14 protein-coding genes are annotated in these 23,065 nt (G+C 33.2%); all 14 read left to right on the forward strand.

Annotated elements, in window-relative coordinates; translation table 11 throughout:
• The first annotated feature begins 78 nt into the window (after positions 1 to 78).
• The 14 genes from ACUN8G_RS08115 (at position 79) to ACUN8G_RS08180 (ending at position 23,064) form a co-directional block, all read left to right on the forward strand.
• A complete protein-coding gene (locus ACUN8G_RS08115; protein WP_437346260.1) occupies positions 79 to 2,769 on the forward strand; it encodes a TonB-dependent receptor in 2,691 nt (896 codons plus the stop codon).
• 55 nt (positions 2,770 to 2,824) lie between these two features.
• Positions 2,825 to 6,025 carry a fibronectin type III domain-containing protein gene (locus ACUN8G_RS08120; protein ID WP_437346259.1) on the forward strand — a complete coding sequence of 1,067 codons (3,201 nt, stop codon included), beginning with the start codon at positions 2,825 to 2,827 and terminating at the stop codon, positions 6,023 to 6,025.
• A 16-nt stretch (positions 6,026 to 6,041) separates the two neighbouring features.
• Positions 6,042 to 7,073: a PorV/PorQ family protein gene (locus ACUN8G_RS08125; RefSeq protein ID WP_437346258.1), complete on the forward strand. Its 1,032-nt coding sequence runs from the start codon at positions 6,042 to 6,044 to the stop codon at positions 7,071 to 7,073.
• A gap of 5 nt (positions 7,074 to 7,078) precedes the next feature.
• A complete protein-coding gene (locus ACUN8G_RS08130; RefSeq protein WP_437346257.1) occupies positions 7,079 to 8,584 on the forward strand; it encodes a SurA N-terminal domain-containing protein in 1,506 nt (501 codons plus the stop codon).
• Positions 8,581 to 9,879, forward strand: coding sequence for an extracellular solute-binding protein (locus ACUN8G_RS08135; RefSeq protein ID WP_437346256.1), 1,299 nt, complete (start codon positions 8,581 to 8,583; stop codon positions 9,877 to 9,879). Before ACUN8G_RS08130 ends, ACUN8G_RS08135 begins: the two co-directional genes overlap by 4 nt.
• Positions 9,880 to 9,884: 5 nt before the next feature.
• Positions 9,885 to 10,739, forward strand: coding sequence for a carbohydrate ABC transporter permease (locus ACUN8G_RS08140; protein WP_437346255.1), 855 nt, complete (start codon positions 9,885 to 9,887; stop codon positions 10,737 to 10,739).
• 4 nt (positions 10,740 to 10,743) lie between these two features.
• A complete protein-coding gene (locus ACUN8G_RS08145; protein WP_437346254.1) occupies positions 10,744 to 11,553 on the forward strand; it encodes a carbohydrate ABC transporter permease in 810 nt (269 codons plus the stop codon).
• Between the two features lie 30 nt (positions 11,554 to 11,583).
• Positions 11,584 to 12,486: a glycoside hydrolase family 130 protein gene (locus ACUN8G_RS08150; RefSeq protein ID WP_437346253.1), complete on the forward strand. Its 903-nt coding sequence runs from the start codon at positions 11,584 to 11,586 to the stop codon at positions 12,484 to 12,486.
• A gap of 17 nt (positions 12,487 to 12,503) precedes the next feature.
• Entirely contained in the window at positions 12,504 to 13,775 is a 1,272-nt protein-coding gene (locus tag ACUN8G_RS08155) for a glycoside hydrolase family protein (RefSeq protein WP_437346252.1), read from the forward strand.
• Positions 13,776 to 13,792: 17 nt separating this feature from the next.
• On the forward strand, positions 13,793 to 15,052 hold the full coding sequence (locus ACUN8G_RS08160; protein WP_437346251.1) for a glycoside hydrolase family 130 protein: 1,260 nt from the start codon (positions 13,793 to 13,795) through the stop codon (positions 15,050 to 15,052).
• A gap of 1 nt (position 15,053) precedes the next feature.
• Complete coding sequence (locus tag ACUN8G_RS08165) at positions 15,054 to 16,499, forward strand: hypothetical protein (RefSeq protein ID WP_437346250.1); 1,446 nt, start codon at positions 15,054 to 15,056, stop codon at positions 16,497 to 16,499.
• Positions 16,500 to 16,633: 134 nt separating this feature from the next.
• Entirely contained in the window at positions 16,634 to 17,500 is an 867-nt protein-coding gene (locus tag ACUN8G_RS08170) for a glucosidase family protein (protein ID WP_437346249.1), read from the forward strand.
• Between the two features lie 12 nt (positions 17,501 to 17,512).
• A complete protein-coding gene (locus tag ACUN8G_RS08175) occupies positions 17,513 to 19,918 on the forward strand; it encodes a beta-mannosidase (protein WP_437346248.1) in 2,406 nt (801 codons plus the stop codon).
• Between the two features lie 2 nt (positions 19,919 to 19,920).
• Positions 19,921 to 23,064, forward strand: a complete 3,144-nt coding sequence (locus ACUN8G_RS08180; RefSeq protein WP_437346247.1) for a LamG-like jellyroll fold domain-containing protein — start codon at positions 19,921 to 19,923, stop codon at positions 23,062 to 23,064.
• Position 23,065 lies beyond the last annotated feature (1 nt).

Genomic DNA, 23,065 nt, shown 5'->3' on the forward strand with positions numbered 1-23,065 from the left:
CGGGTACGCATATCTTTGAACTGCTTATGTTAGATGAGCGTGGACAGATTTATTTAAGAAAAAAAAGCAGGTGAATTAATGTTCACTCGTAATCGAAAATTTTTTATTCTAATCATTTTAGCAGCATTAATATTTGGGTCTAACTCTACCCATGCAGGAACTACTGGTAAAATAGCTGGAAAAATTACAGATGCCAAGACGGGCGAGCCTTTAATTGGCGTAAATGTAGTTATTTTAGGTACAACGATGGGTGCTGCTTCGGACGTAGAAGGCAATTATTTTATAATCAATATTCCGCCAGGTATTTATGAAATAAAAGCATCATTAGTAGGATATACAACAGTAACTATAAAAAATATCAGAGTCTCTGTTGATCAGACTACAAGAATTGATATTACAATGCAGGAAGAAGCTGTAACAATTAACGATATTGTTGTTACGGCACAAAAACCAATTGTACAAAAAGACCTCACCTCCACCGAGGCAAAAGTTAGTGGAGAACAAATAGCCATGCTCCCTTTAGAAGATATTCACGCAGTAATAAATTTACAAGCGGGAGTTGTGAATGGTCATTTCAGAGGTGGAAGAGCTAATGAAGTTAAATATCTTATTGACGGCGTTGCAGTTAACGATGCATATTCAGGAGCCTCTGCTTTGGCAGCAGAAGTCAATAGTATTCAAGAACTTCAGGTGTTAACAGGAACTTTTAACGCTGAGTATGGCGAGGCATTATCTGGTGTCGTAAACCAAATAACTAAAATAGCCAGCGATAAAATTGAGGGTGATATTTCGGTCTATTCAGGTGATTATTTTACTACAAGAAAAAGTTTATATGATAATATTTCTCACTTATCTCTTTCAGATGGATATAATTTCCAGGGTAATCTAAGTGGACCTATACCGGGGTTAAATAACTTTATTAAATTTTTTATTTCCGGAAGATACATTTATAATGATGGATACCTTTATGGAAAAAGAATGTTTAATCCCTCAGATTCTTCTAACTTTTCTGCTAATGATCCTTCCCAATGGTATATAGGTGCTACGGGCGATAATAAATATGTGCCCATGAATTTTAATAAACGTTACACTCTTCAAGGGAAGTTGTCGTTTAATATAGATGGAGGAGGGAAAGGGCTAATATTAAATATGCTCTATCAAAATAATGAGTATAAAGACTACGATCATTTGTTCAAATTAAATCCAGATGGAGATTATAAAAAATTTCAGGAAAGCTTTTTGACAAGTTTGAGTTATACTTATATTCTAAGCAACTCTGCTTTTATCGATTTATTAGCTTCAGCTTTTAATACAAAATTCAAGCAATATGTTTATGAAGACCCTTTAGACTCAAGGTATGTAAAACCAGAAAGAATGCAAGATGTAAGTGGCAATGCTTTTTTAACAGGGGGAACACAAAATTGGCATTTTTATCATACAACTACTACCTATTCTGGTAAAATTGATTTTACATGGCAGGTAAATAATATTCATCAATTAAAAACTGGTGCTGAATTTAAATATCATGAAATAGACTATAAAGATTTTCAAATTATTATTGATGCATCGAACGGTTATAAACCAAGACTTCCTGAACCAGGCTCTTTCAATTATAACACTTACAAAAACAATCCTTTTCAATTTGCTTCTTACATTCAAGACAAAATTGAATTGGATTACCTTGTTGTCAATGTAGGAATTAGATTCGATTATTTTGAACCAGATGGATATTATCTGAAAGATGCGAATAAAATCTCATTACTCGATCAACTTCACCCACCATATCCTGATTCCTTGTTGGAGAAAGCAAAATCGAAATATCAGATAAGTCCAAGAATAGGTATCTCTTATCCTATTACAGATAGAGGAGCAATTCACATTTCGTATGGGCATTTTTTTCAGATACCACCTTTTGAGTATCTTTATCGTAATCCTAATTTTAGAATACCATTGACTGGTAATTTCCCGGAAAATATTGGCAACACAATTGGAAATGCTGATCTTGATGCTCAACAAACAGTTATGTATGAAATTGGTTTGCAACAAGAACTAGCCACAGACTTCGGCATTACACTTACAGGTTACTATAAAGACATCCGTAATTTGCTTGGTACAGAAATTCATATAAAAAACGAATTCAAAAAATTCAGTAAGTTAATTAATAGGGATTATGGAGCGGTTAAAGGAATTACGATTTCGTTTGAAAAACGCTTTAGAAGTGGTATAGGTGCTACTCTTGATTATACTTATCAAGTAGCTAAAGGGAATGCCTCGGACCCTAACGATGCATTTAATAAAGCTCAGGCAAATCCTCCGATTGAAGCTAATAAACAACTTGTACCGCTTAATTGGGATCAAAGACATTCGCTGAATTTTACTGTAACTGCTGGGAAGCCTGGCGATATTATTGCAAGTTTAATTGGTAAAATAGGTTCAGGACTACCATATACTCCATCATTTCAGAATCAGAGAACAGGTCTTGAGAATAGTGAAAATCGTCCAACCACATTTAATGTCGATTTATATCTCACTAAATATATTACATTGTTTAATAAGCAATTATCATTTTATATCAAAGTTTATAATTTGTTTGATACTGCAAACGAAATAGAAGTCTTTACCGATACAGGACGTGCAGGATACACATTAGAATTAACTCGTGCTCAGGAAAAGCCACGTGGAGTAAATACCTTAGAGGAATTTTTTAAACGCCCCGACTTCTATTCATCACCTCGTCAAATTATTATTGGTACATCAATAAGCTTTTAAGTAGGAGGAAGCAGTGACTTCGATAAAAAGTATTTGTTTTTATTTGAGTTTTTTTATGACAGTGATATTCATGTATGAATTGAACGCACAAGTGGTTGTAGATAAAAATAAAGGGGACCACAATCAAACAAGAAAAGGTTATATGGATGGTAATCTTGCCGCTACAGTTTATTATAATTTTGGTGAGATTGCAGATTGGTTAAATGAACCAAATAGAAGTGGTGTATGGCCTAAGGGGACAAATCATACTTATGTTGATGGTGTTGCTGTGATTGTGCAGGCAGAGACTTTCGATCCGGCGGGAAATGTTATTCATCCTCTGGAAACTAATTATTATGAATTTACACGTTATGATCCTTCAACGGGGATAACTTACGGATGGTGGCCTCTTCCTGGTTACGCAGCTCCTTATTCCGAAATACCAGCTAGAAGCGACGTTCCTTCAAGCTGGCCTACTAAGTGGCCCGATCGCCCATCTGACTGGAATGGTTTATGGAATGGATTTTTTGGTAAAGGTGTCAAGAATGCAGACGTTGAAACTTATTTCGTATTTGATGACAACGAGGATAGAGAATATATTATTAAAAATAACTTCAGACCCGATAAAGATGACCCAGAGAGAGGTGGCCTGGGTATGCAGGTTAAAGCAAGAGGTTTTCAATGGTCTCAAGTACTTGCTGAGGACGTAATTTTCTGGTATTATGAAATTACCAACATGAGCACAACAGATTATGAAAAAGTGCTTTTTGCTCAATATATCGACTGGGGAATCGGAGGTCATGACAACTCATCGAATAATGCAGGTGATTATGATGACTTACTCGATATTTCATATGCATGGTCAACAGTGCCTACAGGCTCACCAGGAAATTGGAGTCCCGTTGGAATGGCTGGCTATGCATTTCTTGAAAGTCCTGGAATCTCCGATGATCGCAAAGATAACGATTTGGACGGTTTAACTGATGAAATGAGAAACAACATTGCTAACCGCTTTATTTCATCTCCTTCTGAAGATCCTTATATATTAGATCCAGGTAGAGATACAACAAATTTTAAGATCTTCTATGGACGCTCTTGGAAACCACATTGGGATGCGGATGAAAATAGCAACTGGAGAGGATTTGATGATCGAAATAGTAATGGAGTCTGGGATAAAGATGAAGCATTAAATGACGACGTTGGTACAGACGGTATTGGCCCTTTTGACGAAGGGTATAAAGGTCCAGACGATGATGGTACTGAAGGCAATGGAAAGCCTGATCAAGGTGAACCGAATTTTGGAATTTTAGATAAAGACGAGTCTGATCAATTAGGTCTTACAGGATTTGCAATCTTTCCAGTTCATAAATATGAACTTGACAGAGATGAGGAAAACTGGACTGTTCTCTCAGGTCTACCAACTCCTCATGGTCAATCGCTCGTAGGTGTTAATCTTGCAAATTATTTTTCGAGCTACTTATTTCATATGTGGGGAAGAGAAAAATATTCTGTTGAAGCAGGTGAAGTTAAAGAAACTGGCGAGACTCAACGATTTTCTATGGCATTAATTTTTGGAATTGATAAAGACGATTTATTTAGAAGAAAAAAGACAGTTCAACAAATTTATAATGCAAGCTATCGATTTGCTAAACCACCCGAAAAACCGATTGTCAAAGTTATTCCAGGCGATAAAAAAGTTATACTTTATTGGGATGATAGAGCAGAAAAAACATTCGATGCATTTTATCAAAAATATAATTTTGAAGGATATCGTATTTATAGAGCAACTGACCCAAATTTCATTGAAAGTAAAACAATAACAGACGCATATGGTAAAGCTACATTTAGAAAACCAATTGCGCAATTTGACCTTGTTGATGATGTTAAAGGATTGCATCCGATTGACGTTAATGGTGCTCATTTTTATCTTGGGGATGACACAGGTTTAAGACATTCATACATAGATTCCACAGTTCAGAATGGACAAACATATTATTATGCAGTTGCTGCTTATGATCAGGGATATACAACCACTACAATAGAAGGGACTTTCGAAGGTATTCCACCTTCAGAAACTACTACTATTATCAAAAGAGATATCAATGGAAATATTACAACCGATGTAAACACTGCTGTTGTAGTGCCAAGACCTCCTGCCGCAGGATATATTCCACCTGAAGTAACAAACTATTTTTCGAGCGGGCCATCATCGGGTAATTTGAAGATTGAAATACTTGATCCAGATTCTATTAAAGACAATCATACTTATAGAATAGAATTTGTCGAAGACTCAAAGTATAATAACGAGGCTTTTCCTGTTTATCGATTAATAGATTATACGACTATCGATACACTGATTAACGTAAAAATGGATAAAAATGTAGTAACGTCAAATGTTATAGATGGATTTTCGTTTACATTAAATAATGATAATATAGTTACTATTGATTATGAAAAAAGTGGCTGGAAAAAAGGTAACAGCAACTATATAGTACAACTTGGTTTTGATTCGAGGTTCGCACCGGCGTACATAAGTAAACGTGTTGACTACCCAGCCGATTTTGAAATCGAATTAACTGAACCTGGTATGGGGGATTTGTCGTTCCCGGCCACTAGTTTTAGTAAACCAATAAAATCAAACATTATAGTAAGAAATGTAACGGAAGGTAAGAATTATCAATTTATTTTTCGGGATGTAAATCAAGACGAAATATTCAATGAAGGTGATGCAATATTTATTATTCTTGGTGATTCTGCAGGCAAACCGGCAACTTCGTTTTCAGATTTACATGTCACATGGTCTGTTACCCTTATAAAAGACACAACAATTTCTGAATCTAATCAGATTCCACCCAAGTATGGAGATATTTTTAAGTTAATAACTAAAAAGCCTTTTAGAAATGGTGAATATTTTGAATTTACTTTAAAGGGTCCACAGTTTGATAAGCAAAAAGCAATAAATGATCTAGATAAAATTGCAGTAGTTCCTAATCCTTATGTAGGGGCAGCTTCGTGGGAGCCCGCTACTGTTGAAGTGGGCAGAGGGGATAGATTAATTTATTTTATTAATCTCCCTAAACAATGCACTATTCGAATATATACAATCAGCGGCAAACACGTAAAAACTATTGAACATAATAGTAATATTGATGATGGACAGGAAGCATGGAATCTTATAACTAAGGACGGAATGAGCTTGTCTTATGGGGTGTATGTTTATCATGTGGATGCTCCTGGCATTGGAGAAAAAATCGACAAATTTGCTGTAATTAAGTAGTAAGTCGAGGACTAATATGAGAAAATTATATATCACATTTTTATTTGCTTGCATAATATTATTAATTGGGAAAAATTTAACTGCACAAAGTGTATCTAAAACAGGTACAACAGGAGCTTCATTCTTGGAAATTCCGGTAGGTGCTTCTGCTGTAGGTATGGGTGGTGCTTATGTGAGCTTTGCTAATGATGCTACGGCATTATACTGGAATCCTTCAGGAATTTCAAACCATAAAAATTATGAAGCAACATTCAGTCATACCTTATGGATTGCTGAAACCAATTTTGATTTTTTGGGACTGATAATCCCTCTTGGTGAAATCGGAAATATTGGTGTAAGTTTTACTTCTCTTTCAATGAATGATATGCAAGTGAGAACTGTTGAAAAACCAGAAGGAACAGGCGAATTTTTTAGTGCAGGAGATATTGCGGTTGGAGTATCTTATGCTCGAAATTTGACAGATAGATTCTCAATTGGTTTTACGGCGAAGTATATTCAACAAAAGATATGGCATATGTCTGCTAATGCTTTTGCTATCGATGCTGGTACAAAGTTCAGAACCGATCTATTTGGTGGAATGGTAATCGGCGCAACAATATACAATTTTGGTACTTCACTAAAGATGACTGGACGTGATGCAAGATATTTCATTAGTGTTGATCCAACCAAAGAAGGTTCAAATGACCAAATACCGACAAATATTGAAATGGATTCGTGGGATCTACCATTAATATTTCAAATAGGTATTTCAACTAATATTTATAAAAATGAATTTTATAGACTTACATTTTCTGCTGATGCAATTCATCCAAATAACGATTATGAAAGTATGAATTTTGGATTCGAAACCTCTTTCAAAGAACTGATTTATTTGCGCGGTGGCTATCAATCGGCATTCAACAGTTATTCTGAAGGAGGATTGACATTTGGTTTCGGAATTAATTCTAAATTACTTCTTGCTAATGCATATGTTAAGTTTGATTACGCTTACAGAGATTTTGGTCGGTTACAAAATGTACATACGTTTTCTATTAATTTAGTCTTCTGAAATGTATGAAATTATTTAAAACGATTTTGACCATACTAACATTACTATTCTCAATTAATACCTTTGGAGATAGCTTATCATTAAATGATTCTATTGTTGCAAAGGTTGGCACTATTGATATAACTGCTGAAGAGTTCGTTAATTGTTATGAATATGGACCGGCTTTTTATAAAAAAGTAAAAAATTCAAAAAGAATTTTCTTGGAGCACTTAATTAAAGAAAAACTTCTTGCACTTTATGGTTATAAACTCGGAACCGATACAACAAGTGAAATCAAAAATTATATTGAAGCTTTTGCAGCAGACATTGCAACTGAAGAGATGTTTAGGCATGAAATTCTAGGGAAAATCAATTTGAGTAAAGAGGAAATTGATACTGTTGCTAAACAGAAATTAATTGATGTAGAAATACAATGGCTTTATTCAAGTGATAGCTCTTATATTAATGATTGTTATGATTCACTTAGAAATGGAAAGAACTTTGAAGTTTTGTATAATCTACAATTAAACGACTCAATTCGAACTTCGGATAGATCTTTGAAAACTACAAGATATTTACTCGGAATGAAAAATCCACTCCTCGGTAAAATTATTGATACATTACAAATAGGAAAATATAGCAAACCAATAAGAGTTGAAGATGGCTGGTATATTATATTATTAAAAAATTTTTCTTATCGATTAATTGCATCCGAAACAGAACAGCAGAAATTACTTAAAGATTCAGAAACAGCACTAATTAAGAGAAAGCTGGATGATTTATCTAATCAGTACGTAAAGAAAATAATGCTTTCACAAAATCCTGTAATAAAAAGAGTCCCTTTCAAAATCTTAAGAACCCATATCGGTAGATTTACTTTAACAAAAGATCTTTTTGAAACCTGGCAACTCGAGAAAATATTAAAAAATACATTACAGGAAAATAATATAAAAGATGACGGAAATCTGAAAAAAATGGTACTTGTAAATTTAAAAGATTACAAGATAACATTGGAAGATTTTATAAACTGGTATAGAACTAGAGAACAGTACATTAAATATGATAAAAGTAATTTGGGAAATTTTTCGAAGTCGCTCGAAGGTATTATCTGGAGAATGACAAGAGATTATTTGTTATCCAAAATTGCATTGGAAAAAGGTTATTACGAAATACCAAAAGTGAAAAATCAAATAAAATGGTGGAAAGACAAAATAGTTTTCAGCAAAGTAAAAGAGGAGATGATTAATTCAATAATGTTGGAACACAACGAAATTAATACAAAGAATAAAAAAGAAAATGAACAAACAATTCTTGAAATGATAGAAGAGGAATTAACTAAAAAGTTATTTTATAAAATTAATGAACTCAAAAAGGTGACGGATATTTTCATTGATGAAAAAGTACTTGCTAGTATAAAGGTAAGTGAAGAAGAAAATCCCCGAGCTGTTGATTTTTATTTTGTTAAAAGAGGGAATCTAATTCCAAGAACTCCATATCCTACTATAGATAACATATGGATGAAATGGCAATGAAAGTTATCCGAAAAGTATTATATAAAATTTTATTCATCTTAGCCGTAAATTTAGTGGTCTCTTGCGGAAAAGCAAATCATACTTCGGATAATATTATTTACTGGTCTTCGAATAATACCGAAGAGATAATTTTTTCCAGAGGAGTAGTCGAAAAATGGAATAAAATGAATCCGGGAATGAAAGTGAAGTTTCAGCCGGTACCCGAAGGGCAATCAAGCGAGGAAGTAATACTAGCTGCTATCGTAGGGAAAACTACTCCTGATATCTATTCCAACATGTGGGAGGGAGACGTAGAAGATTATGCGAGAGCTGGTATTTTGATACCCCTAGATACTCTAGACGGCTTTATGGATTTTCTTTACCAGAGATGCGACAGTAGTGTTATTGAAGAAGTTAGATCGCAAGATGGGCATATATACCAGATACCCTGGAAGATTAATCCTATTATGATGATTTATAATAATAACATCATCCGCTCAATAGGATTAAACAAACCGCCTTCATCTTACTCCGAATATTTTGAAGCAGCATCTAAGTATCAACTTGATACTGACGGCGACGGTTATATTGATAGGTGGTTCGGATATTCAGAAGTAATTGTAACGTGGTGGCAAAGACTTTTCGATTTCTACCCGCTTTATCTTGCGGCTTCAAATGGCGGTAAATTAATTGATAGTAATAAAGCTGTGTTCAATAATGATGCGGCACTTAAGGTCTTTACTTTCTTGAGAACCCTTTATCAAAAAAATTATTTCCCGAAAGAGAGACTTTCAGCAAGGCAGGATGTTTTTCTAAGTGGAGTAATAGCAACAAGATTCACCGGTCCCTGGGAAATAGCTCATGCAGAAAAGTTTAAACCAAAAAACTTTAGTTATGACTTCACTTTTATACCGGTACCAGACAATCACAAAGGTCCTGTCTATACATATTGCGATCCTAAAAATATTGTAATATTTAATACTTGTCCGAATCCCGAAAAAGCATGGAAATTTCTTCGTTATCTTTTGTCGGAAGAAAACGACCTCGAGTTGCTCAAAATTACGAATCAGCTACCGCGAAGAAAAAATCTGTTGGAGAATAAGAAATTCGAGAATTACTTTAATGAAAATCCTCGGATGAAAATATTTGCTATGCAAGCAAAATTCGTAAAAGGAACCGACCAAACGCCTAAACTGAAAGAAGTATTTGATATTATATCGCAAGAATATGAAGCCTGCGTAATTTACGGAAAAAAATCTCCCATACAGGCATTGAAGGACGCTGAGCATGCAGTTAATCTTTTATTTTTAAGGTAATTCTTATGAAGAAAAAATTTATTCCATACATATTTGTTTCACCTTACATTATTTTCTTTGTTTTGTTCATAGCGTTTCCGATCGGATTTTCTATTTTTTTAACTTTTCATGACTGGAATATTATTGGCCCTATGCAATATACAGGCTTTACAAATTATAAAAGACTAATAAGCGACCATCTCTTCTGGAAATCATTGAGTAATACATTAATATTTTTAGCAATTCATATTCCATTACAAATCGTAGTAGCATTATTCCTGGCAGAATTGTTAAATCAAAGAATCAAATTAAAGGGATTTTTCAGAGCCGCTTACTTTACTCCTGTTATTGTTTCCGGAGTTGTTGTTACGATTTTATGGCAGCAACTTTATGGATACGAAAGTGGGTTGTTTAATCGATTATTTGCACAAATCGGATTGTCTAAGGTCGGATGGTTAACTGATCCTGCTTGGGCAATGCCTTCGATAGCAATTATGGCTACATGGAAAAATGTAGGACTTTATGTGGTTTTGTTTTTGGTCGGGCTGCAGGCTGTTCCGAAACAATACTATGAAGCTGCCGATATTGAAGGTGCGTCTCATTTCCAAAAATTTTTCAGGATTACACTTCCCATTATTAATCCTACTATTTTTATGGTAGTCGTACTTTCTACTATTGGGGGCTTTTCTCTGTTTATTGAACCGTATGTAATGACCGGCGGAGGACCTTTAAACAGCACTCTTTCTGCTGTTCTTTATATTTATAAACAAGGATTCTTTTACTATCACATGGGGTATGCAGCTACTCTTGGTCTGTTTTTTGCTTTATTAATATTAGCAGTGGTTTTTATTCAAAAAAAATTTTTAGAAAAAGAAAATTAAAACTATGAAAAAGTTGCTATTATATCTTATCCTTTTGTTAGGCGCAGTAATTTTTATCTTTCCTTTTATTTGGATGCTTACAGCCTCTGTAGCCCCTGAAAATGAAATCGGAAGTCTTGTGTTGTTCCCCTCTCAATTAACTTTTAGTAACTATGTCCTCATTTTTGATAAAATTCCTATAATGCGTTCCTTTATAAATAGTTTAATTGTATCTGGAATTATTACTGCGGGTGTGCTCTTTTTCGGTTCGATGGTAGGCTATGCGCTGTCGCGTTTGGAATTCAAAGGACGTAATCTGATTTTCTATATAATAGTATTTACTATGACGTTACCTTTTCAGATAACCCTTATACCACAATATATCTTAATGGTAAAATTTAATTGGGTAGATTCATATGCCGGATTAATTGTTCCATACCTTATGAATTCATTTGCGATTATTATGTTTCGTCAATATTTCAAGACTATACCACAGGATCTCATTGATGCTGCTCGCATAGACGGTTGCAATGAATTCAGAATTTTATTTAGTGTTTTAATACCCAATTCAATCCCAGCTTTAATAACAGTTGGAATTATTACATTTATGACTTCTTGGAACGAAGTACTCTGGCCATTAATTATTGTTAGAGACGAGAAATTGATGACAATGCCCCAATTGGTAACACTATTTGCGGTAGGAGGTAGAGCTGAATCACAACTTGGAATGAAACTTACTGCCGCAGCTTTATTAGCCTTACCGATTTTGATTGTCTACCTTTTCTTTCAAAAATATTTTATAGAGAGTATGGCTTCTTCTGGCCTTAAAGAATAATAATAAAGAAATTATAGAGGTGAAATTAATATGAGTATTTCTAGATATCCCCAGAATCCTATTATAACAAAGGATGACGTCCCATTCAAAGTAAATAGCATCTTTAATCCCGGTGTAATTAAGTATAAGGATCAATATCTGTTGCTTTGCCGTGTCGAAATGCCGAACGGTAGATCATCATTTGTAAAAGCAATAAGCAACGACGGTTATAAATTCAAAGTCGAAGACAAACTTATTCTTACTCCTTCCGATCATAAGGAGTATTCCCTTTATACCGAATGGGGAATAGAAGATGCCCGCATAGTTAAACTTGAAGAGAAATATTTTATTACCTATACAGGATACTCAAAGTACATGCCGCTGGTGGTTCTAAGCGAAACTACGGATTTCGAGACATTTAAAGTACACGGCACAATATCGGAACCATCTAATAAGGATTGTGCAATTTTCCCGGAAAAGATTAACGGCTATTACTGGAAAATCGACAGACCCTCTGCAGAAAATAGAAGGGACATGTGGATTAGTAAAAGTCCCGATTTGATTCATTGGGGAGATTATCAACTATTAGCAGAACCAACTAAAGGTACTTGGGAAAATGATAAAATTGGGCTTTCTACACCTCCGATTAAAACAGATAGCGGGTGGCTACTTCTTTATCATGGCGTGCGTGGTTTTGGTATATCGAGTCTCTATAAAATCAGCGCAATGCTACTCGATCTTAACAACCCCCGAAAAATTATTGGCAGAACACGTGAACCCATCTTATCACCTGAGACCGATTACGAACGAATAGGCGATGTTCCTAATGTCGTTTTTACTTGTGGCTGGATTGAAGAACCTGATGGCAAAATTAAGATTTACTACTCAGGCGCGGATACTAATATTTGTCTGGCAGAAACTTCAACTGAATATCTCATTTCGCTCTGTCAATAACTTATAAAAAAATATTAATGAGAAGAATAATAAAAAATTCGCTGGTCCTAACATTTGTATTTTTTAATATTATAACTTTTTCTCAGCAAGGAAGTTATTTCGTTAACCCTCTCCACTTAGACCAGCTCTATCAGGACATCTTCTTTATGGGAGATAGTGTTGGCATTATTCATATTTATAGCGAGTATCCAGAGTATAAATGGGTAGGAGATGAGGACGAAGGGATTGCATGTGTTGATGATGTTGCAAGAGCAGTTATTTTTTATTCTGAATATGCACAATACACTGGTAAAGTTGAGTACCAGTTAAAAGTTGAGAGGTTAATTAAATTTATTCTCAATATGCAGTCGGATAATGGTTATTTCTACAATTTTATTTTTGATGACTTCTCTATCAATAAACGCCATCAAAATAGTGAAGCTATCGGTAGCTGGTGGAGCTGGCGAGCACTTTGGTGTTTGACTGAAGTAGTTGATAAAATTAAGAATAAACAATTAACTCATGAAATAGAATGCGCTATTGCAAAAACAATAAAAAATATTAAAAAAGATTACAACAATAAAAGAGATACTGTAATCCTAAACGGGGTGGCTCTGCCAGTCTGGTTGCCTTATGAATATGCTTCCGACCAAGCTGCCTTAATTATTTTGTCTTTAGTAAATTACTACAAAAAAAACAATGACTCGAAAATTCTAGAAATAATCAAAAGCTATTCTGATGGCATTGTCTTAATGCAGGCAGGCAGTGATAATATGTTTCCATATAATGCTTTCTTGAGTTGGAACAGTAGTTGGCACGCATGGGGAAATCTCCAGGCTTATGCGCTTCTTAAAGCATATACAGTTTTGAACGATAAAAGACTCTTGGATGCAGCGTTAAATGAAATTAAAAATTTCTATCCTTATCTGATAGAGAAAGGTTATTTGAATGAATTTAAGATCGAAAAAAAAGGTAATTTAATTAATATTCTAGAGGTAAAAAGATTTCCTCAAATTGCTTACGGTATAAGACCAATGATTTATGCAACCGTGTTGGCAGGCGAACTCACAGGTCAGGAATACTACTATGAATTAGCTGTAAAAGCAGCCATGTGGTTTATTGGGGACAATCCTGCTAATACGAAAATGTACTTCTATGATAGTGGTATTTGCTACGACGGCATTCTTGGACCTAATAAAGTTAATCGGAACTCGGGTGCAGAGTCGACAATTGAAACGCTTCTTTCACTTAATAGAATAATTAGTAATACAAAAACTCGCTCATTATTTAATAGTTTATTGGAAAAATAAAATTTGGGAAAATTAAAATGAACATTAAAAAAACGGGATTAATGATAACACCGGATCACAGAAGAGTACTTCTTAAATCCTTTGAACCATATGAAAAAGATAGAATACATAGAATAATAGATCGAATTCTGTCATTGTCGGAAGTTTCAGCTACATTAGAATATCAGAGGGTAAGAAATAATTTCCTCGCCAGACACAAAAAAACAGAAAAATTTTTTATAAACAGATACGAGGAGATTAATAAAAGGTACCTTAATATTAAAAAAGAAATTTCTGATGTTAGAAAACTATTAATTGGAGCATATTTTTCGAATGAATATTCACTCGAACATTCGGCTTTGTTTAACCCATCGATAGTGCCTCACCCAGATCAATCAAATCTCAGACCACAACAGATGAGATTTATAATGAGTTTACGTGCAACTGGCGAGGGACATATATCATCAATTGTATTTCGGACAGGTGTCATTGACGAAAATTTGAATATTCACCTTGATACTGTATCAGACTATGTCGTTATGCCATCAATAAATAATATTTCAGAAGATTATTACGAAGCTGATTTCAATTATGATGATGATTATACTGAAATAACTTTATTCCCTCAAACCAAAGCAGAAAGCAATGGAATTGAAGACGCACGATTTGTTCATTTTACAGAAGATGATGGAAAAAAAATTTACTATGCTACTTACAGTGCATACGATGGACAAAATATTACTATTAAGCTCCTTTCTACTGAAAATTTTCGGAATTTTAGGATTAATAAGATAAAAGGAAAAGAAGTTAAAAATAAAGGAATGGCGCTTTTCCCCCGTAAAATAAATGGCAAATATGTTATGCTTTCTAGACAAGACAATGAAAATAATTTCATTATGTTCTCAGAGGACATCAATAATTGGGAGACCAAGCAGCTATTAATGGAACCTAAATATCCATGGGAATTTTTTCAGATAGGAAATTGTGGTTCGCCTATAGAGACAGAAAAGGGATGGTTGTGTTTAAGCCATGGCGTGGGAGCTGCCAGAAGATATTCGATAGGTGCTTTTTTGCTGGACAGAGACGACCCTTCAATCTTAATTGGCAGATTAAAGGAACCCTTAATTGAAGCGGATGCTAACGAAAGGGAGGGTTATGTTCCTAATGTCGTTTATACTTGTGGCGCATTAGTACATAACGGTTCCTTGATTATTCCTTATGCGGTGTCTGATTATTCTACAACCTTTGCGTATGTTAATTTGAATGAGCTTCTAGAAAAACTTTTAAGAGATAAATAAAATGATAAGGATTATCCTTTTTATAGTTCTAATTTTCTTCGGAAAAACAATTAGACCACAACACGACATTAAGATCTGCTCTTCCGCTCGTTCAAAAATTGAAATAGGTAGTAGATATATCGGTCTTGAATTTCATGAAAGTAAAGCTTTACCTCAAAGACTTAGTTTTTATTATCCAATTGCTAATAGCATAGACCAGAGTCACGATTATTGGAAAAGAGATACTTCATTTGTTATAAAATTACATTTGAGTATAGGGAATAACATTGTAGAATTTAACAAATTAGCTTATAAATACTGCCTTACACCCTATAGTGTCGACTTTATTAATACGGATAAAAATATAACTATTTCATATAGGTTTTTAAAAAATTATCCTGCTTTTGTTGTGAAATACAGAATAAAAAATGCATATGGAATTTCGGATACTTTTACAGTAGTAACCAATCATACTTTAACGATTAGAACAAGTCACACATATGAACCCAAATATAGTATTGAATATAAAGTAAAAGACAATCAAATATTTGTTGATTACTTAGATATAGAAACAGGTAAACCTACAATGTTTGTATTAAATAACGAACAGATACCCGAAGAAACAAAAATATTCAATGTGAAAAATACTGATAATCAGTTTATCAATCCTGTACTTCAATTATCTTATAAAATGTATTTACAACCCGAAGAAGAGATGATAATTGAACAAATAATTGGAATGGTAAAAAAAGAAGAATTACCTGGTACGGTTGAATATATAAGCAATAATTACAAAAAAGAAATTGAACTATACGAAAAAGAAGTACTTGATTATGCATTTAATGCGAGCAATTTTAAGACAGGTATTAAGGATATTGACTTTACAGTTAATTGGGCACAAGCAATTCTTGCTGTAAATAAACATTATTTAAATGATAAAATAGTACCAATGCCTTGTCCTGCAGAATATAACTTTTATTTTACACATGATGTTTTAATGACTGATTTGTCCGCTGTGAAATATGATTTACAACGAGTAAAAAATGATCTCGAATTTATTGCAATAAATGCAGACAAAGATTTCAATATCCCACATGCTATATATTGGAAAGACAGCTCATATCATACTGAATATGCTATCGAAGATAACTGGAATAATCAATGGTTTATTATAGTTACGGCGGAATATTTGAAATATTCTTCAGATACTGAAACAACTAGGAAATTATTACCACATCTTAACGTCTCCATTAACAACATACTGAAAACATTAGGCGAAGATAGTTTGATGTGGTCGCATCGGCCTGACTGGTGGGATATTGGAAAAAGATTTGGTCCAAGAAGTTATATTTCAATCCTTACTGCAAGAGCAATTGAATCGTATCTTTTTATTGCGAGCTATTTAAAACTTGAAGGTGAAGACTTGGTTCAACTCGAAAAACTAAAGGAAAAATTAATTAGTAATTAAATAGAAAATTATGGAACGATAAGTACGGGTATCTGATGAATTTTTCGGAACAGTGTGTTATAGATACGCATTATTATTGCGGATCCCTACTGGCAGCTCACTTTAATTTAATTGACACTACAAAAAAAAATATTATGCTTAATAAAGCAAAAAAACATTTGTTAAATGAAGAAGTTGGAATTTATAATGTATTCCCGATGGATTTTAATGAACTAACTGGCTATTGGAATTTTGTTGGGAACGAAGCTGGCGATAAATACTATTATTTAAATGGTGGTATCTGGTACCATAATAATGCGTGGTATGCATTAGCTTTATCATCATCTGGGAAAAAAGAAGAAGCTTTTGACTTTTTAAAAAAAATTATGACTATAGATGGAATAATAAATGCACCAGGTGGACAACCTGCAATGTATGAAGTCCGCAATGGTAATAAAAATGATATGATAAATTATGGTACGGTTGATAAACCACAATTCTTGTGGGCTGCTGGCTGGTATCTCTATACTCTTTATCATATTTATGGTTTAAATGATAATGGATGGAACATTGAACTCGATCCATTCCTCCCTCCGAATCAAATGAAATGTTCTTTCGACATTTTTATTGCAGGGAAAAAAACAAAGATAAATATAGAAAGAGCAAATAATTACGAAATTTTATTAAACAACAAAAAATTACATAGCTTCATAATACCTAGTAACGTTAATGATACAGTGATTAATATTAAGATAGGTAAAATTAATACACCTTTTTTAAAGTCAACCAATTCATCTTTAGAAAAGGTTGAACACAAGAACAATAAAATGAAACTTTACTTAAATGGTTTTATGGGACATAAAAACATTACAAAACTGATATCACCTATGAAACCCAGAAATATAAAGATAAACAATAACAATTCTTTAACTGTCAAGTCTATTCTCAAAAATGATTTATGGCTTACAGAAATTATTTTTAGTCATCATAAATTAAATGAAGAAATTGAAATAGAATTTTAAGAGAGAGCACACATGAAAATTATTGTATTAGACAAATGGTATCTTAAATTAGGTAAACAATACTCACCAAGTGTTCCTGAAACAATCAAAAAAAGAGTAAACATTGAAGCTGAGGTTCCTGGAACGGTGCACACAGATCTTCTTAAGAATCAATTAATAGAAGATCCATTTTATGCAGACAACGAAAAAAATCTAAGCTGGATATCAGAATCTGACTGGATTTACGAAACTACTTTTGACAATAAAATTGAAGGTCCTGTTAAACTCGTATTTGAAGGGATAGATACTATCTCAGAAATTTTTCTGAACAGTAAACTATTAGGTAAAACTGAAAATATGTTTATAAAATATGAATTCGATGTTACAGAAATATTAAAAGAACGAAATAACATATTGAAAGTAAAGTTATATTCTCCAGTAAAATATAGTTATGATGAAGAAAAAAAATATGGAGTTTTACAAGTTGCATTGAATTCCAGCAGAGTATATATAAGAAAAGCTCAATATTCTTTTGGCTGGGATTGGGGACCTTCGTTTCCAACCTTAGGTATGTGGAAAAAGGTTTATTTAAAAGCACTTGATTATCAAATAATAGACGAATTCTATTTTCAAACATTGAATCTTACCAAGAAAAAAGCAGTAGTAGAAATAAAATTCAGATCGTCATACAATCTACCAGATTCAATTTTAAGATTGTCGATAGAAGATAATGTTATAGAAAAAAATATAAATATTAAAAAAGGTATCAATAAATTAATAATGGAAGTAATAAATCCAAAGTTATGGATGCCAAACGGATATGGGAAGCCAAATTTATATCAGCTAGAGATTTTGCTGCAATCGAAGGAAAATAATATAAACGATTTATTTGTACGAAAAGTTGGTATAAGAAAAATCGAAGTTAGACTTAAGGAGAAGGGCGAAAATAGTTTCAAATTTATCATTAATGGTAAAGAGATTTTTGCCAAAGGGGTTAACTGGATTCCGTGCGATGCATTTTTGCCAAGAGTAACTGAAAGTAGGTATAGAAAAATGCTTAAGATGGCTGTTGATGCTAATATGAATATCATTCGTGTCTGGGGCGGAGGAGTTTATGAAAATGATATTTTTTATGAAATATGTGATGAGTTAGGTTTGCTTATTTGGCAGGATTTTATGTTTGCCTGTGGTGCTTATCCCGAACATAAAGAATTTATTGATAATGTAAAAAAAGAAATTATATACAACGTAAAACGTTTACAGTACCATCCCTCCTTAGCTATTTGGTGTGGCAATAACGAAAATGAATGGATCTGGTATCAGACGAATAAAACTCATTATAAAAATATGCCGGGCTATAAAATTTATAATAAAATTATTCCTGATTTATTAAAGAAAATTGATCCAGATAGATTCTATTGGGAATCCTCTCCATTTGGATATGAAGATGACCCCAATTCAGAAATAAGCGGTAACAGACACCAGTGGGAAATCTGGAGTTCTTGGAAAGATTATGAAGAAGTTGTTCATGATAAAAGTTTATTTGTTACAGAATTTGGTTTCCAAAGTGCTGCAAATAAATTTACGATCGAAAAATATATCCCAAAACACGAAAGAAAAATTAATTCAGAAACTTTTGAATTTCATAATAAACAAATTGAAGGCCCTGAAAGAATTATTAGATTTCTTAGTGCACATTTGCCATTGAGTACTAAATGGGAAGATTACTTTTATTTAACACAATTAAATCAGGCAATAGCACTCAAAACTTGTATACAACATTGGCGCTTTAATAAAATAACCAAAGGCGCAATAATATGGCAATTAAACGATACATGGCCTGTTACGAGTTGGTCTTTAATCGATAGCATGTCTATGCCAAAAATATCTTATTACTTTGTAAAAAAAATTTTCGAACCAATAACATTTAGGATAATTCAAGAGGAAGATGACATTAAAATATACGGTTTAAATGAAACAGAGAATGAACTGAAAGTCTTATTAAAAATAAAAATAATTGACTCAAAGAATGGCATTCTTAATTATTTGTCAACTAGTGTATCTTTGGGAAGAAATAGATATGAAAAAATTAAAGAGGTTAAGAGTAAATATGGTAAAGAAGCTATATATGTTATTTCTATATTTAAAGATGATTCATTGATATTCAGAGATGCGGTGCCCATGAAAAAATGGAAATACTTACACCTTTCAAAACCAAATATTAAGTTCTCATTCAAAAAAATAGATAATGAAAATATACTCGAATTAAATACCGATAAACCGGCATTTTTTGTTGATGTTGAATATGATGATGTTATGTTTTCGAATCGGGGCTTTATTCTTCTACCCGATGAAAAAATCTTACTACGCATGGATGGCTTCAAAGGAAAGTTCAATAAGAACAAGCTCAAAATATATAGTTTGAATGATTATTTATAAGAATGATGACAAGTAAAATATTATATGTAATTCCTTTGCTAATGCTTTTAAGATATAATGTTTGTTCACAGCAATTGTCGATCGAGAGAATTGAAGAGATGCCGGAAATGCCGCAGCCTTATCAAATGCGGAATTGGAAAGAAGTTGCTATAACTTATGATTCGATAGTTTATTATCCAGGTAATTACGGCGAACATATGCCTTTTCTTTTTTTTATTACAAATAGTATTAATTATCCTGAAGAAATTAGTTTCGGTTTGCATTCTTATGTAGGAACCTATAATACCGAAAGTACAGAAGCTATAAATGTTTTACCTTCGCTGGTAGGTGCAGCATTGTGTGGAATTGATAAAAGTAATCAGTATGGTTACAATTGGGTAAAAATGTCGCGTGAATATTTTAATAGAAATCAGAATGTTTATAAAAACTCGCCAAAAGATAATACATACGATGATTGGTGGTATGAATCAATGCCAAATGTATTTTTTACACAGTTGTTTTACCTTTTCCCAACTACTGAAAACTTTAAAGAACAGTTTATAAAAATCGCAGATCGTTTTCTTGATGTGGTGAAACTAAGTGGTGGTAGCTATACGCCCTGGAAATTTCCAGATTTTAATCAACGCGGATGGGATTTTATAACTATGAAAGCTTTTAAGCAAGGAATTAATGAACCTGAAGTTGCAGGTGCAATAGCATATATTCTTTACAATGCATTTAAAGTTACAGGTGAAAAAAAATATTTATCAGGTGCAGAATTGTGTCTTGAATTTCTTGATTCGTTATCTGAAAATCCTGCATATGAAATACAACTTCCTTACGGTGTTATTACTGCTGCAAGAATGAATGCGGAAATTGGTACAAATTATAATTTATATAAAATGCTGAATTGGTGTTTTAGTAAGACTAACTTGAGAAACTGGAATGTTTTACTCGGGAAATGGGGTGTATATGACATTTCAGGTTTAATTGGTGAGGATAGCGAACGAGAGTATGCATTTTCGATGAACACATTTCAACAAGCTGGAGCATTACTCCCCTTAGTTAAGTACGATGAAAGATTTGCCAATACATTAGGTAAATGGCTGTTAAATGTGGCAAATGCATCCAGACTTTTTTATTCTCGATACCTCGATAATTTGCATCAGGATAGTGAATACTGGTCAGAGAAATTTGATTTAACTTCATCCATTGCATATGAAGCTCTGTTGAAATCAGAATCAGGCTGGCCCTTTGCGACTGGCGATGCTGTGAAAGGTGGATGGGCTCGAACTAATTTATCTCTCTATTCATCCTCTTCTGTTGGTTACTTGGCGGCACTCGTAGATACTACTAATATTAAAGGTATCTTAAAAATTAACCTCAATAAAACCGATTTTTTTGGCAATAATGATTTTTCTACTTACATGTTATATAATCCATATAATGAAAATCAAAATGTGGAAATTGATGTACAGAGTATCCCTGTTAACATTTATGAGATGATTAATAATAAATTTCTTGCTTTTAATATTTCTGGTAGTTTCAATCTGGAAATCCCACCCCGTTCTTCTGTCGTAATACGCCTTATTCCATCCGATGCTAACATTGAATATGAAAAAAATGTTATGAAAGCAAACGGAGTTGTAGTTGACTATAACCATAATTATGCAATTTACAATAAGCCCCCGAGAATTAAATGTTTGGCTACTGAAAAAGAAAAAATTATGGTTAACGATACTATAAAAATTTACTGTACTGCAGTGGATCCGGATAATGAACCATTGAGATATGTTTGGTCGGCTAATAGTGGAACAATTAATCCGCAGAATAATTTAGCTCTCTTTGTTGCTCGTACTCCAGGGCAATATAAAATCTATACTACCGTCTATGACAGTCATGGTAATAAAGAGATAGATTCTATAACAATAGATGTGGTTGAGAATGTCATTTCGGAACCCGTAATTGAATCGATAAAAGCTGACTGTAGAAAGGTGAATATAAATTCGATGACTGGTATTAGATGTATTGCCTATTCGCAAACAACTACAGTACTTGATTATTATTGGTATTCTCAGGCAGGTAAAATTAATGTAATTGAAAAGGATTCCATTATTTGGTCCGCCCCGGATAAAGAAGGAATTTATAATGTTGGATGCACAGTTAAAGATGAATATGAAAACAGTGTTAATGATAGTATTAAAATACTCGTAAGGAATTTCAATGATTATGCGAAAGGGAATCTCGTTGTATACCTACCTTTTAATAATGACGCTAGCGATATTAGTGGGAATGATAATAATGGTATTTTAAACGGAGCTTCATTTGTAAATGACAGACACAACAATCTGGAATCAGCACTTTATTTTGATGGGATTGTTGATTATGTACTCATAAAGAATAATCCTTCTCTTAATTTTACCAATGCCATTACAATTGCATTCTGGTTCAAAATGGATGGTTATCCTAATAAAGAAGTATACCTGGTATCGCACGGTAGCTGGAATAGTCGTTTTAAAATATCGATAGCAGCTAGTAAACTGAGATGGACAATTAAAACAGATAAAAATATAAATCCAATTGTCGATCTTGATAGCGAAACAATAATCGAATCAGAGAAACTCTACTTTGTCGTTGTAACTTATGACGGCAAATACGTTGAATTATGGCTTAATGGAACTCTCGATGCATTTGCTGAATGGCAGGGAAATTTAATGCAGTCGGAATATGATTTCACTATTGGACAAATGCTGCCTGATAACTCAAATTATAATTTCAAAGGTATTATAGATGATTTAAGAATTTATGACTACGCACTTTTACCAGAAGATATAATTAAAATGTATGATATTGTTACTGATGTAGACTTAATTAGTAATTCATTTCAAGAAGAAAATCTAAGTTTAACTGTTTATCCTAATCCGTTTAATTCAGAAACAATAATAACCTACAATGTAGAAAGAGAAGAAAAAATCAAAATAGAAATCTTTAATATTCTTGGAAGAAGAATTGTAACACTTGTTGACAAATACCACCAACCAGGGAAATATCGAGCTATCTGGAGCGGTAAAACAGATAACGGGGAAAGAGTGACATCCGGAGTTTATATTGTTCGAATAAGCAATGGAAACATTCAAAAAAATTTAAAATTGATCTTATTGAAATAAG

The sequence above is a fragment of the Melioribacter sulfuriphilus genome (assembly GCF_052656625.1).

What these genes read in the sequence shown, in the direction of transcription:
- ACUN8G_RS08170 (WP_437346249.1), top strand. Translation starts at nt 16,634, where the DNA reads ATGCTTAATAAAGCAAAAAAACATTTGTTAAATGAAGAAGTTGGAATT.
- ACUN8G_RS08125 (WP_437346258.1), top strand. Translation starts at nt 6,042, where the DNA reads ATGAGAAAATTATATATCACATTTTTATTTGCTTGCATAATATTATTA.
- ACUN8G_RS08140 (WP_437346255.1), top strand. Translation starts at nt 9,885, where the DNA reads ATGAAGAAAAAATTTATTCCATACATATTTGTTTCACCTTACATTATT.
- ACUN8G_RS08120 (WP_437346259.1), top strand. Translation starts at nt 2,825, where the DNA reads ATGACAGTGATATTCATGTATGAATTGAACGCACAAGTGGTTGTAGAT.
- ACUN8G_RS08180 (WP_437346247.1), top strand. Translation starts at nt 19,921, where the DNA reads ATGATGACAAGTAAAATATTATATGTAATTCCTTTGCTAATGCTTTTA.
- ACUN8G_RS08155 (WP_437346252.1), top strand. Translation starts at nt 12,504, where the DNA reads ATGAGAAGAATAATAAAAAATTCGCTGGTCCTAACATTTGTATTTTTT.
- ACUN8G_RS08160 (WP_437346251.1), top strand. Translation starts at nt 13,793, where the DNA reads ATGAACATTAAAAAAACGGGATTAATGATAACACCGGATCACAGAAGA.
- ACUN8G_RS08165 (WP_437346250.1), top strand. Translation starts at nt 15,054, where the DNA reads ATGATAAGGATTATCCTTTTTATAGTTCTAATTTTCTTCGGAAAAACA.
- ACUN8G_RS08130 (WP_437346257.1), top strand. Translation starts at nt 7,079, where the DNA reads ATGAAATTATTTAAAACGATTTTGACCATACTAACATTACTATTCTCA.
- ACUN8G_RS08115 (WP_437346260.1), top strand. Translation starts at nt 79, where the DNA reads ATGTTCACTCGTAATCGAAAATTTTTTATTCTAATCATTTTAGCAGCA.
- ACUN8G_RS08145 (WP_437346254.1), top strand. Translation starts at nt 10,744, where the DNA reads ATGAAAAAGTTGCTATTATATCTTATCCTTTTGTTAGGCGCAGTAATT.
- ACUN8G_RS08175 (WP_437346248.1), top strand. Translation starts at nt 17,513, where the DNA reads ATGAAAATTATTGTATTAGACAAATGGTATCTTAAATTAGGTAAACAA.
- ACUN8G_RS08135 (WP_437346256.1), top strand. Translation starts at nt 8,581, where the DNA reads ATGAAAGTTATCCGAAAAGTATTATATAAAATTTTATTCATCTTAGCC.
- ACUN8G_RS08150 (WP_437346253.1), top strand. Translation starts at nt 11,584, where the DNA reads ATGAGTATTTCTAGATATCCCCAGAATCCTATTATAACAAAGGATGAC.